Origin of the sequence: Pseudomonas sp. C9 (assembly GCF_002000165.1) — a bacterium.
Classification (GTDB): Bacteria; Pseudomonadota; Gammaproteobacteria; order Pseudomonadales; family Pseudomonadaceae; genus Aquipseudomonas.
This window is the reverse complement of the sequence record NZ_MPAK01000001.1, coordinates 5011830-5024845: the sequence shown is the minus strand read 5'-3', so window position 1 is coordinate 5024845 and position 13016 is coordinate 5011830. Positions and strand designations below refer to the sequence as shown.

Genomic DNA, 13016 nt, shown 5'->3' with positions numbered 1-13016 from the left:
GGCTCCTGGCGTCAAGAAATCAGACTTAGGTCGGATAAATTTCGATCGTCAGTAAGCAATCACGACGTGGGGATTCTGAACCTCTGTACCCCAACCCATTGTTTTAAAAGGCCGCTACGCCCATCAAAAAACAGACAGTCTCATTCACCCGGATTCATCATTCATTCGACCAACCGTCGCTCTTCTTCGATGCAGCAGCACCGGGCCCCGTCTGGACTTGCGTCGACGGGCTACTCGAGTGCGCCCCCAGTGAAATGCGGGTTCACTTTCGCAATCTTGCGGACACAGCCTTGCGCTTTTGCCGCGCCTGCTCATCCTCCGCCAGCGCCTGGCGGACGAGCGCTCGAGCGGCCCAAACGCAGGTGTCGAGCGATTCTTCGATACTCGCGCCACCGATATCGCGCACGGCGATCAACGCTTCGGTGCCGATCACGATCGACAGCGCCTGTTTCAGTCGCTTGCGTGCGCGGGGTGAGAGCACGTCTTTCAGCGAGTCGACAATCGGCTCGATGTAGCTCATGCGTCGCCCCGGCCGCAAGGGTTCGTGGGGTTCCGTTTCGAGCCACACCGTCATGAACGAGCGCTCCATCACGTGCAGGCCAATCTCGTCGTTGAGCAGCAGTGTGTTCAACGCGTTCGCCGCCAGGCCGATGCCCTTTACCGGATCGTCTCCCGGCCGCCAGAGGTTCTCCAGCGGCGTCATGTCGCGATCGGCCGCCGTCTCGCTGATCAACGCCTCAGGCGAGGGAAAGTAACGATACGCCGTGGCCCGCGACACCATCGCGCGCTCGGCGACTTGCGCGACAGTCGGGTTGTGGCCCTCGTCGCGTAAGGCGATGGCGGCATCGATCAGCGCTTGACGCGTGCGTTGCCGCTGGTTGGCGCGGCCTTGCGTATCAGTATCACGGACAGGCGGGCTTGACTTCGAGGTCGGCATGGAATAAATGATACTCCGTCTTGTAATGAGACTTGAGTCTCATAATAGACACGCAACGCAGGATATGCCAATGGCGCTTTGCGAAGCACAATCGGCGCGCCGGGCATAACGATTCCACATCGTTTTTTCAGCAACTGAGCGCGCCTCAGGGCGCATGAGGTGAATGCCATGAATCACAATCCCCGTTCACGGACCTGGTTTCGGCTCGCGGCCCTCTACTTTGCCAGTGGCGTGGCGCTGGGCGTGACGATGGGCGCTTCCGGCGACCATTCACTCTTCGCGGTACATGCCCATATCAATCTGTTGGGGTGGGTGTCGATGGCACTGTTCGGGCTGTTCGGCACGTTGCACCCGTCAATCACTGAAGGACGCATCGCTAGCGCACAGTTCTGGACGTACAACGTTGGCGTACCGGTGATGCTCGGCGCACTGACACTGCGTATCAAGGGCTTCCCCTCAGTCGAGCCATTGATTGCGTTCGCATCAATTCTCATCGGTTCCAGTGTGCTGCTCTTCGTGTGGCAGGTGTTCTCGCGCATCGGCGTAACATTCGAAAATTTTAGCGGTACGAACGGTGAATCGCGTCAGTCATGACGCAGGTTACTTCTAGTCGTTTTTAGGCAGCGTATCGGTGCAGGGTGTGTCCTCCCTGGATCGGATGCTGCCCTTTGCGACCGGGAATCATAGTGATTTCTCACTGTTCTTTGAACACGTCAAAGCGTAGGACGCAGGCGATGATACCGACAGACAGTGATGGTGCAGCCGCTTTCCGCTTATCTCCAGCAGCCCGCGCCACCTGCAGCACCCGCGATTGATTTCCCGAAGATCGATAAAGACCTGGTGAAGACTGACTTCTTCAAGTATCTGGGCTTTGCCTTGCAGTTCGACCCGGCCACACCGGACGAAGTAGCGATCCGCGAGAAACTTGCCCGAATCGGCGTCGGCAAGGACTTCAACTTCCAGAACCTGTCCGCCGAACAGAAAACCGCGGTGGTTCAAGGCCTGCAGGCTGGGCATGCAAAGGTTGAGGAAGGGATTAAAAATCTGGGCACCAGGATTAATGGCTGAAACATTGTCGGTGCCGGCGGCGACAACGCCTTCTACAATGGCGACTGGCTCAAGCGTGCTGCTGTTGCGCAAGCAGGCATATACGCCAACGATGCCGATGAGGCCACGTACCCGCTGGCCAATACCTTGCCAAATGTCGAACCGCTCGATGGCAGCAAGCACAACTACACGATCACCTTTGCTGCCGGACAACTTCCACCGGTTAATGCCTTCTGGTCAGTGACAATGTACGACGGCAAGTCGCAATTGCTGATCGAAAACCCGATCAATCGCTACCTCATCAACTCACCAATGTTGCCCGGTATGAAGAAGAATGCGGACGGCTCACTAACGCTCTACCTGCAGAAAAACTCACCCGGCGCGGACAAGGAAAGCAACTGGCTGCCCGCACCGAATGATCGGATCTACCTGGTGATGCGTCTCTATTGGCCGAAGACGCAGGCGCCTTCCATCTTGCCGCCTGGCAAAGGAGCGTGGAGCCCGCCGCAGATCGTCAAGGCTTCATAACGTCCGCGACCGTTTGCCATGCGTCGATTGCTGTCCTTTGTCACAGGCAGCAATCGGCCGAATGATCCTCAGACTTTTTTGAGCCTGGCAGACATTGCTGCAACGGAGGCGGCGTTGAGTCGCGCTTGAAACGGATCGCCAGAGCCAGAAGCACGCCAGGCTTTCGGTGCAGTAGATCCAAAACGCCAGGTGAAGGGTGTTGGCTGTGCAACGAGCCCTCCTCTAACGTCCCTCTCCTTCGGCAAGGCGTATATAGAGATCAGCCCCCGCTGGACCTCGACACTGCGCAGCTAAAAGTGCGCAGTGTCCGCCTTGGCGACTGGCAGGCTGGTCGACAGAGGAACGCTCTGCGTGACCTTGGCCATCTGGGTAATTTCCACCTGCAACTGATCCTTGCCGAGCAGGTAGTCGGCCAGCTTCTGCGAAAACGGCCAGTAGTTCAGTTCGGCAGACAATGTGAGCGGCCCCACTGCGTCGGCCGGCACCAGGAAGGAGAACGTCCCGATATCGTAGCCCTTGGGCAGAATGCGATTGTCCGAGAGTATTTGCGTGGCATTCCAGACCTCGACGTCCAACGGATTGCCGTCCTTGTCGCCAATGTGCACTTTGAAGTTTCGGGTGTTGTCCTCGGTCTTGCCGTCCTTGATCGAACCCAGCCGATAGAGCTCGCGACCACTGGCATCCAGTACCCGGAAATCAATCCACATCTCCCGTCCCTCTGGAAAGCCGGTCGGTAGTTTGTGCCCTGCGCCGACATTCGCAACTTTGACCGCAACCGAGGTGTATTGCCCGGGAATGACAGTTGCCGGCAGTTGCTGGAATTGTATTTGCGCCGCACGCACGAGCATGTCGCGCGCGCGTTGCGCACCCTCGTCCTGACCGAGGTGCTTGAGCATCATGGCGTTGGCTCCGCTGAACCAATGCGAGGCGACTTGCTCGCGGTCCGGCCCCATGATCGCGGCCTTACCCGCAAAACCCTGCATATGGCAACTCTGGCAGGTTACATCGTTAAGGCTGTAGGCACTCTCCTGCCATTCGTCATAGGTTCGCTCGACCGCCACACTGCTGAACGGGTGCGTGACGTTGTGACAAGTGCCGCAAAAGTCCGAGCGCGTGTGCAGAGCGGAATACACGGTGTCGTGATAAGGCGAAACGGCATCTTTACGCGGGCCGAACTTGGTGGGTTTACCGTGCGCTCGAGGGCTCAAGACATAAGCGCCGTTATCGAGGCCCGTGCGGGCACTGATGTTGTGACAGGTCTCGCAATCGACCCCAGGCATTGGATGATGTTGGGTGCTGTCTTCAATCGATGAGCGGTTGATTTCCGAAGTGATCTGACCGGTCGTGAGACCAATCGGGGTATGGCAGCCGGTGCAGAAGTTATCGACCTTCCCGTCGGTGGCCGAACTCGCACGCTTGAGCAAGGCTCGATAGATGGGCTCATCCCAGGCTTGGGACATCATCGAGGAGCGCCACTGCTTGTAAATCTCCGTATGGCAAGCGCCACATACCTGGGCATTGTCGAAGTCCTTAACATTCAAAACCAGGTTGCCAGTGGTATTGGCCCGGTGCGGAAAGAACGGCATCCCACCATTCACATGCATGAGCTTGGAGCGTTCCGGCTCCAGCCACTTCTCATTGGCTTGAGTGTCATTGCCCTGAGGTTCATCGGCCACGACCAGAGTGACCGTAAGCAGGCAAGCCAGAAAGCACAAAAAACGGCGAACGAAAGGTTTGATCACCAGGAAAAACAGTATGAACAATATCGTGAGCGAAATACTCAAGCCGACAAGGGCCAGCTTGACGCCAGCCGGCACATTGAACGAGGCCGTGCAAGAGCCCGCGCACATTACCCATAGAACCATCAAGGCCGATAACCAGTGCAACGCTGCCGGTGTACACGTACGTTTAGAGTGATTCATAAGAATTCCCCCTAGACGGTTGCAGAGGATGACTGCGGCACTTCTATTGAGTAGCCAGGGGAATTTTATGACGCAAACCGATGGTTATATGTAATCACTCAACGGGGGTGCTTTCAGCTCCAAAGCTTCCCGACTCTGCGCCTTTGGTGGATGGTATAAGCTGACATAGCAATTACTTTGCCAGCACTGCGGCAAACATGTGCGATGAACTGAACGCCCCGCACACATTGGCCACAGGCTGAAATAGTGTGTTGATGGAGACGCGAATGCTGCCGGGGAATGGCGCTCATTAGTGGGGGGGGACTCACGCCGAAACCGGGGGTTGCGTCGCGTACATGGACATGCCGCGTTTTACGCAAATTCCCCGTGATTACAGCCCGATTCGTTGAAGACCACCACTCCACGGCCTAAAAGTCGCCCCTAGGGGGAAGGTTATGCCCGCCCCCCTGGTTGAAACAAAGTTTCCACTAGTTCTGACTCTGCACCCGCGATCAATCGCCATGCTTGTGTTTATGTTTATCCTTATATTTATTCTTATGCTTGTAGTCAGAACTGTGGTGGTCGTTGTCATCGGCCATATTGTTGCCGACAGCCCCCCCTGCAGCACCGCCCAGTCCAGCGCCGATCAGGCCACCGGTTGAGCCACCGACGCTGTTGCCAATCACCTGGCCACCCGCTGCCCCGAGCCCCCCACCAATAGCTGATTCAGTCTTCTTGCCGCTCTTCGCCGTCATTGCGCCCCCAGCCGCGCCACCGACCCCGGCTCCGATCGCGGCGCCCGTGCTACCTCCCATGGCTTGACCGACCACGCTTCCAAGGGCGCCGCCGACACCGCCACCGATAGCGGTATTGGTCGTTTCGCCGGCGAGGGAGTACTGCGATACAAGAAGGCTAATTGCAACGATGGAGAATGATTTACGCATCAGACAGACCTTAAAAAATACACAAGAGTAGAAAAGTCTGTTGGTACGAAACAGTCAGGTCAATACTTATTCGGCCGCGCAGTAACGTGGATCAATCAATCGGTGAGTAGTACAACCGCTTATCGATCAATTATGACCTGTGGGCGACCCCGCTAAACCGGGGGGGTCGATAGCGCGCCGGGGATGAGCGCACGTCTTTGCGCGAGTCGACAATCGGCTCGACTCGGATCATGTGCCACCCGGTTGTATTCCTTACGACTGAAGGTCTATACGGTCACACTCGGCACCGCCCTCCCCCCGAAGAGAAAGACCGACGCCGAGAATCACGTAGCCACTACTCAAGCAGCTGATCAATCAACACCGCGTTGGTATAGATCAAGCTGCCATCACTGGCGCGGTGTCCGACCAGGTGGAACTGGCCGCGTTCGTCGTGCAAATAGACGCGCATTTGACAGTCGGACAAGGGGGCGTATCCCTTTGGCATGATCAACTCCATCGAGTCCATATCGACATCGACCATGGCTTCAGGCTCTTGGGTCTTCTGCAAGCGCTCTTCGGCCTCTTCCAGACGGAGATGGAGAGGTCCGTCGACGTAGAAATGGACTTCCCCCATCGGGGTGGACTTTTGGGCGTCGCTGGTTTTGCACCAGCCTTCGATCGTCAGGGCACTCATGACGAAACCTCCCATGTGGATTGCTGGACTCTGTCGCTATCGTCCCTGCTCAATGCCATCACTTACGTTGGATAACTGGACAAGGGCAGAGTTCGTCTTTTTGGCGCCGCTTCTGGCCGAACCCTGCCGTCCGTCATCAGAAATTCAGTATAGCTGGTCGCCGGGCCTCGCTTGCCAGCCTCACGGTACAACCCGATGGTTCTATACTTCTTACTGACTTTGCCACCCGGACGGGTGGTAGTTGTCTGCCCTGCTTGGATGTCAGTGGCGATGCTTTTGCATAACCAATGAACAACAGGAATAGGATGAAGAGGAAATGGCAATAGCAATTGTCCTGATACTAATCGTTATTGCGTCAGTGCTATTCGACATACTAGCGCCCTGGCAGGCGACACCGGCCGCTTCCAACTGGGGCTCCATAGACACCACCCTGTTCATCACCCTGATTATTTGCGGGATATTTTTCATTGCCATCACGGTATTCATGGCTGTAGCGGTGATGCGCTATCGTCACAAGGACGGTGTCAGGGCGGCCTACCAGCCAGAAAGTAAAAAACTGGAATTATGGTTAATCATCGTTACTTCCGTAGGTATTGCCGCGATGTTGGCGCCAGGTCTGGTTGTTTACAACGATTTCATCCGGGTGCCGAAAGATGCCTACGAACTTGAAGTGGTCGCCCAGCAGTGGCAGTGGGCCTTTCGTTTTCCCGGTCAAGACGCAAAGTTGGGCAAATCGGATGTCAGGTTTATTGATTCCGCCAATCCCTTTGGCCTTGACCCCAAGGATCCTGCCGGGCAGGACGATGTGCTTGTAATGAATAATGAAGTTCGTCTTCCGCTCGATCGGCCGGTGAAAGTTTTACTGCGCTCAAAAGATGTGCTGCACGATTTCTATGTGCCGCAAATTCGCAGCAAGATGGACATGGTGCCCGGCATGGTGTCGTACTTTTGGTTTACGCCAACTAAAACCGGGAACTATGAAGTCCTTTGCGCTGAGTATTGTGGCGTAGGGCATTACAACATGCGCGGTCATATGATCGTGGTAGAACAGGACGTCTTCGATCAATGGCTAAAAGGCCAACCGACTTTTGCGCAGACATTAACGACCGCTGCCAAGCCGAGTCGGGACAGCGTGCTGGAAAAAGGCCGCCAGTTGGTCGAACAACATGGCTGCAAGGCCTGCCATAGCCAGGATGGTACCGCCAGTCTCGGCCCGGGATGGAAGGGGCTGTACGGCCGCACTGAACAACTCGCCGATGGCACCCGTGTGCAAGTCGACGAGGCCTACCTTAAAGAGTCGATTCTCGATCCGAAGGCCCGACTGGTACAGGGCTACCCGCCGGTGATGGTGGCCTATACTCTCAATGACGATGAACAGGGTGCTGTCATCGCCCTGATCAAATCACTGGGTACTGCGCGGCAAGACGATGAACCTTCGACCGGCGAAGCATCGGCCCCAGGTGAAGACCTGGCGGCGCAGGGACAGCGGCTGGCCGGGTCGCTTGGCTGCCTGGCCTGCCACAGTGTTGATGGCAATAAAGGCATCGGCCCCAGCTGGCTGGGCCTGTATGGCAAGACAGAAACCCTTGCCGACGATACGAGCGTAAAGGTCGATGAGGGCTATCTAAAAGAGTCGGTTCTTCATCCCAACGCCAAAATCGTCAAGGGCTTTGCAGCCGTCATGCCACCCTTTGCTCCGAGTGATAAGGACTTGAACGCACTGATCGCCTTTATCAAATCCAAAGCGAACACCGAAACTGATACGAGCAAAGCGGAGCCAGGAAAGCAGCCGTAAGGAACCAGAAACACACTGAAACTTCAGCAGGAGGATGACGTGATGGCCTATGCGGAGCATGCCGAAACAGAAGTACTGCACGAACCCAAAAGTTTCCTGACCAAATACATATGGAGTCAGGACCACAAGGTCATAGCCATTCAATACTCCTTGACGGCTCTGTTCGTGGGTCTTATCGCTTTGGTGTTGTCCGACTTGATGCGCATGCAGATAGGCTTCCCCGGTAGTTTGTCGTTCATGGACGCCAGTACTTACTATCAGGCGATGACCATGCACGGCATGATCATGGTTATCTACTTGCTGACGGCCTTGTTTCTGGGTGGCTTCGGCAACTATCTGATCCCGCTGATGGTGGGCGCCCGCGACATGGTCTTCCCCTACGTCAATATGCTCAGCTACTGGTTTTACCTGGTGGCGGTACTGGTGTTGCTCAGCAGTTTTTTTGTCCCTGGCGGCCCCACTGGTTCGGGCTGGACGCTCTATCCGCCACAGTCCATTAGCCAGGGGACACCGGGGGTCGAGTGGGGCATTGTCCTGATGTTCATCTCACTGGCTATTTTTATTGTCGCGGCCACCATGGGCGGGTTGAACTACGTCACCACGGTGTTGCAGGCGCGCACGCACGGTATGACATTGTTCCGCATGCCACTCTCGGTATGGGGCATCTTCATGGCCTCGATCATGGCCTTGCTGGCCTTCCCGGCATTGTTTGTCAGTGCGGTCATGATGCTGTTTGACAAGCTGTTGGGCACCAGCTTCTTTATGCCGGCGATGATCTCTCTGGGGCAGCAGCTCAATCACCAAGGTGGCAGCCCGATATTATTCCAGCACCTGTTCTGGTTCTTCGGCCACCCGGAGGTCTACATCGTTGCTCTCCCGGCATTTGGCCTGGTCTCCGACTTGATCAGCGCGCATGCGCGTAAAAACATCTTCGGTTACCGAATGATGGTGTGGGCCATTATTGCAATTGGCGTGCTCAGTTTTGTGGTCTGGGCGCACCATATGTATGTCAGCGGAATGAACCCGTACTTTGGCTTTTTTTTCGCCATCAGCACCTTGATTATCGCGGTGCCGACCGCGCTGAAAGTCTACAACTGGGTGCTGACCCTGTGGCGGGGCGACATTCACCTGACCGTGCCGATGCTGTTTGCCCTGGCCTTTATCGTCACCTTCCTGGTCGGCGGTCTGACCGGGTTGTTTCTGGGCAATGTGATCGTGGATATACCGCTCTCGGACACCTATTTCGTCGTAGCCCATTTTCATATGGTCATGGGGGTCGCGCCGGTTCTGGTGGTGTTCGGCGGCATTTATCACTGGTTCCCGAAAGTCACTGGGCGCATGTGGAACGACACCCTGGGCAAGCTGCATTTCTGGATTACCTTTCTGGGCACCTACGCCATCTTCTTCCCCATGCACTACCTGGGTTTCCAGGGCATGCCACGTCGCTACTACGCCTATGAAAACTACGCGTTCATCCCGCAGTCGGCGCAAGAATTGAATGCCTTCATTACGGTGGTCGCATTGACTGTCGGGGTTTCCCAGCTGCTGTTCTTGTTCAATATGGCCTGGAGTGTGTTCAAGGGTAAGCCCGCAGGCAGTAATCCCTGGGGCGCGGCCAGCCTGGAATGGCAAACGCCGGACACCCCGCCGAAACACGGTAACTGGGGAGAGAAGTTGCCGGTCGTGCATCGCTGGGCCTATGACTACAGTGTGCCGGGGATAGAGCAGGACTTCGTTCCGCAAACGGTTTCCGCCGAGGAGCTGGAGCACATGCGACAACTCGGTGCCGGAACTAAAATAGCGGACGCCAAGACATGAACAGGCTGCTATTGAGAAACGCCGACCGCTCTGACCCCGGCGGCAGTTGGCGTCGCGGCCCTGAGGGTATTCACGCCACCGAGGGCGCCGACAGAAGGCAAACCGCAAGAGTCGGCCTGCGCTTGTTTATGGTGGTGGTGAGTTCGTTATTCTTTCTCTTCCTGATCGCCTTTATTGCCCGTTCGCAAATGGCCGACTGGCTCCCCCTGACAGAGCCTTTGGCGCCGTTAGGCAATCTCCGTCCACTCTGGCTGAATTCGGCTTTTCTGGTGTTGAGTTGCATCGCACTGCAGTGGTCACGCATGACCGCCCGACAGGCTCGACTGAACGCTACTGTCATTGGTTTTACATTGGGGGGCGTCTTTGCAATGGCCTTTCTGGCCGGGCAACTCTGGGTCTGGCAACAGTTTGTCGCCTGGGGCTACTTTGTCGCCAGCAACCCGGCAAACAGTTTCTTCTACCTGTTGACCGGCCTGCATGGGCTCCACCTGCTGGGCGGGCTGATCGCCTGGTGCTGGATCGTCGCTAAATTCCTGCGTCATGTGCCATTGGCGCAACTGAGCGCCAGCGTAGAACTCTGTGCCATCTATTGGCATTACTTACTGGGTCTTTGGTTCGTGCTATTCGCACTGCTGGCCAGCACGCCTCAAACCTATGACGCCATCGCCAGATTCTGCGGCCTGAGGTGAAAAGCCATGGCATCGCACCCACAAGCCCCAGTCGAATCCAGTTCTTCCAATCCACCAGGCTTGCCGCCTGCACCGGGATGGCAGAGCATCGCCAGCGACTGGTCCTCGGATAGAGAGGCCTTTAAGCAGGTGCCCTGGGGCAAGGCGATGATGTGGATATTCCTGCTCAGCGATACGTTTATATTCACCTGTTTCCTGACCGGCTACATGTCGGTACGCATGACCATCACCACCGCCTGGCCGAACCCCAGTGAAGTGTTCGCATTGACGATCGGCGGTAGAGAAATCCCGCTTATTCTGATCGCCATCATGACCTTTGTACTGATCAGTAGCAGCGGCACCATGGCTATGGCCGTTAACTTCGCCTATCGCCGTGATCGCGCGAAAACCACGGCCCTGATGCTGACGACTGCAGCCTTGGGTGTGACGTTCGTCGGCATGCAGGCATTTGAATGGAGCAAGCTCATCGCAGAAGGCGTGCGTCCGTGGGGGAATCCAATGGGGGCGGCGCAATTTGGTGCCAGCTTTTTCATGATTACCGGTTTTCACGGACTGCATGTATCGATCGGCGCCATCTACCTCAGCATTGTCGCGCTGAAAGTATTTCGGGGAGATTATGAGCGCTCCGGAAACTATCAGAATGTCGAGATAGCCGGGCTTTACTGGCACTTCGTGGATTTGGTGTGGGTATTTATTTTTGCTTTCTTCTATTTATGGTAGAGGAGCACGGGTGATGGCACATGCTCAGGGTCAGCAACATCCAATCAGTTTGTACCTTAAGATCTGGGGGCTGTTATTCGTCCTCAGCACGCTGTCGTACCTTGTCGACTATTTCCACTTCCATGGTTACCTTCGGTGGTCCCTGATTATCACGTTCATGTTGTTGAAGGCGGGTTTAATTGTCTCCATCTTCATGCATATGGCTTGGGAGCGGCTGGCCATGGTCTACGCGATATTGGTGCCACCGTTGTGTTTACTGGTGCTCGTCGGGCTGATGGCCAGCGAGGCAGACTATGTTTTCCTCAGCCGGGTCATTTCCTTCGGCCAATAAATGGCTTTCGGAAATAGCTTTCGGATGGCCCGGAGTCTGCGGGAGCTAACCCGATATTACTCGCTTGAACTGATGCCATTTGTGCTGCCAGGCCACTGTCCAGTGGGGGGCTGCCGCTCCCATGCCGGCGACCATCAGCGTTGGATGATGCTCGATTACCCGGTCCAGAACCGATTCCTGATGCGGTTCGACATCAACGAAGAAGACATGTTTGCCCTCCTCGACTATCTGTTTAAAGCTGCGGAAGTGAGCGTTCGGCACCTGGATACCAAACAATCCGCCTTCCCAGATGCAAAAGCCAAATACAACAATGGCAAGGAAGATAAACGGCACCCAGCCGGCGGCGGATTCGGTCCACCCCATCCAATAGGCGCCACCCAGGATCAGCAGCGCGAGAGGCACTCCGACCACCGCACCAATCTCTCCAGAGTGAACCGTATCTTGTTTCATTAACGAATTAACTTCGTGGAGGTGATGCTCTTCAACTTCAGCAACTTCTTCACTGAGCACATGAATTTGTTCGGAATTAATGCCGCTGGCTTCCAGTTCATTTTCAACAGTTTCAAGATCATTGAGATTGTCACTGATGTAATAGTGCCGATTCATGTCACACCTCCCATCTCGAGTTTGCTGTAGACCTCCTCTGTCCGGCAGCCGCTAACTGAGATTTGCAGTCGATGTACCGCGAGGAACGTCGCACACTTCATGCAATCTGAAAAAAGTATAGCAGTCCACAGTATGCGGATCAGACGATCTGATGAGCCTCACTGGCGCTGCCTAAGCCCACCGCTGCGCCTGGACCCGTGGGGAATCAGTAGGTGTGGCTGAACAACAGTCCAGCCTCGCCATCCGGGCTGGCGTCGGAAAAACCCTTGACGGCATACAACTGAATCTTCCAGTTCTGATTGAGCTTGTGCGTGAGAAAAAGAGTGAGTTCCTTGATCTGGTCGCCCGTGGAAACGACCTTTTGCCGCCAGTCGTAGGACACGCCCGCCGTGGTGCGCGCGAACACAGGCATCGCAAAGCCCAGGCCGGCGAATATCGGGTTGTCGAAGTTGGTGTCCGACGGGTCGCCGTATTTTTTCCAGCCCAGGGTGGCAAACCCGGTCACAGCACCGAAGGCTTTGGCGACATCGACCTGAGCGGAATAGTCGGTTTTGCCGGTGCCCAGGCACTTGTCTTCGTCGGCCGTGGGTAGCTTGACCTTGCCGATCAAGTCCACGAACAACCCGCCAACGCTGCCATCAATCGCGGCATAGCTTGCACCGGCAACGGTGTCGCCCAGACCGCTTTCCACTTTGCCGCAACCGCCGGGCAGCGGGTCGCCATCAGGGCCGACCGAAGGATTGGTGATGCGCAGCCAGGGCACCGTGAGCTTGTAGGTCATGGGACCGGTTTCGTATTTGCCCACCAGCGGGACATACCAGGTTTCAGAAGTGGTACCGGTACCGTAGTCGCCTCGAGAGTAGTCGGTTCCGATTGAGGTCGTGAAGGTATCGGCCAGGACTGGCATGGCCAGACAGGCAAGCAAGCCGACGAGCAGGATGCGCTTGGGGCCCATGTTCACCTCGTGTGTTCCGTCTTCGAAGTTCACACGCATGCTGAGTTGCGTGACTTACCCAGCCTAGTTACT

At 56.1% G+C, this 13016-nt stretch carries 14 protein-coding genes; 8 read left to right on the top strand and 6 right to left on the bottom strand.

Annotated elements, in window-relative coordinates; all coding sequences use genetic code 11:
- Positions 1-262: 262 nt before the first annotated feature.
- Positions 263-937, bottom strand: coding sequence for a TetR/AcrR family transcriptional regulator (locus tag BMS17_RS23525; RefSeq protein WP_077431886.1), 675 nt, complete (start codon positions 935-937; stop codon positions 263-265).
- Positions 938-1105: 168 nt separating this feature from the next.
- Here BMS17_RS23525 and BMS17_RS23520 point away from each other — a divergent pair, with 168 nt between their 5' ends.
- From BMS17_RS23520 to BMS17_RS30755, 3 genes are all read left to right on the top strand, one after another.
- The gene (locus tag BMS17_RS23520) at positions 1106-1531 is read left to right on the top strand and encodes a hypothetical protein (RefSeq protein WP_077431885.1); all 426 of its coding nucleotides are present in this window, start codon (positions 1106-1108) and stop codon (positions 1529-1531) included.
- Between the two features lie 156 nt (positions 1532-1687).
- Positions 1688-2005 carry a hypothetical protein gene (locus BMS17_RS30760; RefSeq protein ID WP_256577219.1) on the top strand — a complete coding sequence of 106 codons (318 nt, stop codon included), beginning with the start codon at positions 1688-1690 and terminating at the stop codon, positions 2003-2005.
- A 126-nt stretch (positions 2006-2131) separates the two neighbouring features.
- On the top strand, positions 2132-2512 hold the full coding sequence (locus tag BMS17_RS30755; RefSeq protein ID WP_371916709.1) for a DUF1214 domain-containing protein: 381 nt from the start codon (positions 2132-2134) through the stop codon (positions 2510-2512).
- 290 nt (positions 2513-2802) lie between these two features.
- Here BMS17_RS30755 and BMS17_RS23510 read toward each other — a convergent pair whose 3' ends face one another.
- The 3 genes from BMS17_RS23510 to BMS17_RS23500 form a co-directional block, all read right to left on the bottom strand.
- Positions 2803-4434 (bottom strand): multiheme c-type cytochrome, encoded by a 1632-nt coding sequence (locus BMS17_RS23510; RefSeq protein WP_046032438.1) that lies wholly within the window; start codon positions 4432-4434, stop codon positions 2803-2805.
- 491 nt (positions 4435-4925) lie between these two features.
- The gene (locus BMS17_RS23505; protein WP_046032439.1) at positions 4926-5357 is read right to left on the bottom strand and encodes a glycine zipper domain-containing protein; all 432 of its coding nucleotides are present in this window, start codon (positions 5355-5357) and stop codon (positions 4926-4928) included.
- A 334-nt stretch (positions 5358-5691) separates the two neighbouring features.
- Positions 5692-6030, bottom strand: coding sequence for a hypothetical protein (locus tag BMS17_RS23500; protein WP_046032440.1), 339 nt, complete (start codon positions 6028-6030; stop codon positions 5692-5694).
- 316 nt (positions 6031-6346) lie between these two features.
- Between BMS17_RS23500 and BMS17_RS23495 the strand changes: the two genes are divergently transcribed.
- From BMS17_RS23495 to BMS17_RS23475, 5 genes are read left to right on the top strand one after another with little or no spacing between them, the layout of a single operon-like run.
- Positions 6347-7825, top strand: a complete 1479-nt coding sequence (locus BMS17_RS23495; RefSeq protein WP_077431884.1) for a cytochrome c oxidase subunit II — start codon at positions 6347-6349, stop codon at positions 7823-7825.
- 42 nt (positions 7826-7867) lie between these two features.
- Positions 7868-9643 (top strand): cytochrome c oxidase subunit I, encoded by a 1776-nt coding sequence (gene ctaD, locus BMS17_RS23490; protein WP_077431883.1) that lies wholly within the window; start codon positions 7868-7870, stop codon positions 9641-9643.
- Positions 9640-10332, top strand: coding sequence for a cytochrome c oxidase subunit 3 (locus BMS17_RS23485; RefSeq protein ID WP_046032443.1), 693 nt, complete (start codon positions 9640-9642; stop codon positions 10330-10332). Before ctaD ends, BMS17_RS23485 begins: the two co-directional genes overlap by 4 nt.
- 6 nt (positions 10333-10338) lie before the next feature.
- On the top strand, positions 10339-11052 hold the full coding sequence (locus tag BMS17_RS23480) for a heme-copper oxidase subunit III family protein (protein ID WP_077431882.1): 714 nt from the start codon (positions 10339-10341) through the stop codon (positions 11050-11052).
- Positions 11053-11065: 13 nt separating this feature from the next.
- Positions 11066-11383 carry a cytochrome C oxidase subunit IV family protein gene (locus BMS17_RS23475; protein WP_046032445.1) on the top strand — a complete coding sequence of 106 codons (318 nt, stop codon included), beginning with the start codon at positions 11066-11068 and terminating at the stop codon, positions 11381-11383.
- A gap of 45 nt (positions 11384-11428) precedes the next feature.
- Here the strand turns inward: BMS17_RS23475 and BMS17_RS23470 are convergent, their stop codons facing one another.
- Both BMS17_RS23470 and BMS17_RS23465 read right to left on the bottom strand, forming a co-directional pair.
- Positions 11429-11989: a hypothetical protein gene (locus BMS17_RS23470; RefSeq protein ID WP_046032446.1), complete on the bottom strand. Its 561-nt coding sequence runs from the start codon at positions 11987-11989 to the stop codon at positions 11429-11431.
- Between the two features lie 205 nt (positions 11990-12194).
- Positions 12195-12944, bottom strand: coding sequence for a hypothetical protein (locus BMS17_RS23465; protein WP_046032447.1), 750 nt, complete (start codon positions 12942-12944; stop codon positions 12195-12197).
- Positions 12945-13016 lie beyond the last annotated feature (72 nt).

Bases quoted from the DNA above. Each gene is read 5' to 3' on its own strand.
- BMS17_RS23480 (WP_077431882.1), top strand. From the start codon at position 10,339: ATGGCATCGCACCCACAAGCCCCAGTCGAATCCAGTTCTTCCAATCCA.
- BMS17_RS23465 (WP_046032447.1), bottom strand. From the start codon at position 12,944: ATGGGCCCCAAGCGCATCCTGCTCGTCGGCTTGCTTGCCTGTCTGGCC.
- BMS17_RS23495 (WP_077431884.1), top strand. From the start codon at position 6,347: ATGGCAATAGCAATTGTCCTGATACTAATCGTTATTGCGTCAGTGCTA.
- BMS17_RS23475 (WP_046032445.1), top strand. From the start codon at position 11,066: ATGGCACATGCTCAGGGTCAGCAACATCCAATCAGTTTGTACCTTAAG.
- BMS17_RS23500 (WP_046032440.1), bottom strand. From the start codon at position 6,030: ATGAGTGCCCTGACGATCGAAGGCTGGTGCAAAACCAGCGACGCCCAA.
- ctaD (WP_077431883.1), top strand. From the start codon at position 7,868: ATGGCCTATGCGGAGCATGCCGAAACAGAAGTACTGCACGAACCCAAA.
- BMS17_RS23525 (WP_077431886.1), bottom strand. From the start codon at position 937: ATGCCGACCTCGAAGTCAAGCCCGCCTGTCCGTGATACTGATACGCAA.
- BMS17_RS23520 (WP_077431885.1), top strand. From the start codon at position 1,106: ATGAATCACAATCCCCGTTCACGGACCTGGTTTCGGCTCGCGGCCCTC.
- BMS17_RS23505 (WP_046032439.1), bottom strand. From the start codon at position 5,357: ATGCGTAAATCATTCTCCATCGTTGCAATTAGCCTTCTTGTATCGCAG.
- BMS17_RS23485 (WP_046032443.1), top strand. From the start codon at position 9,640: ATGAACAGGCTGCTATTGAGAAACGCCGACCGCTCTGACCCCGGCGGC.
- BMS17_RS23510 (WP_046032438.1), bottom strand. From the start codon at position 4,434: ATGAATCACTCTAAACGTACGTGTACACCGGCAGCGTTGCACTGGTTA.
- BMS17_RS23470 (WP_046032446.1), bottom strand. From the start codon at position 11,989: ATGAATCGGCACTATTACATCAGTGACAATCTCAATGATCTTGAAACT.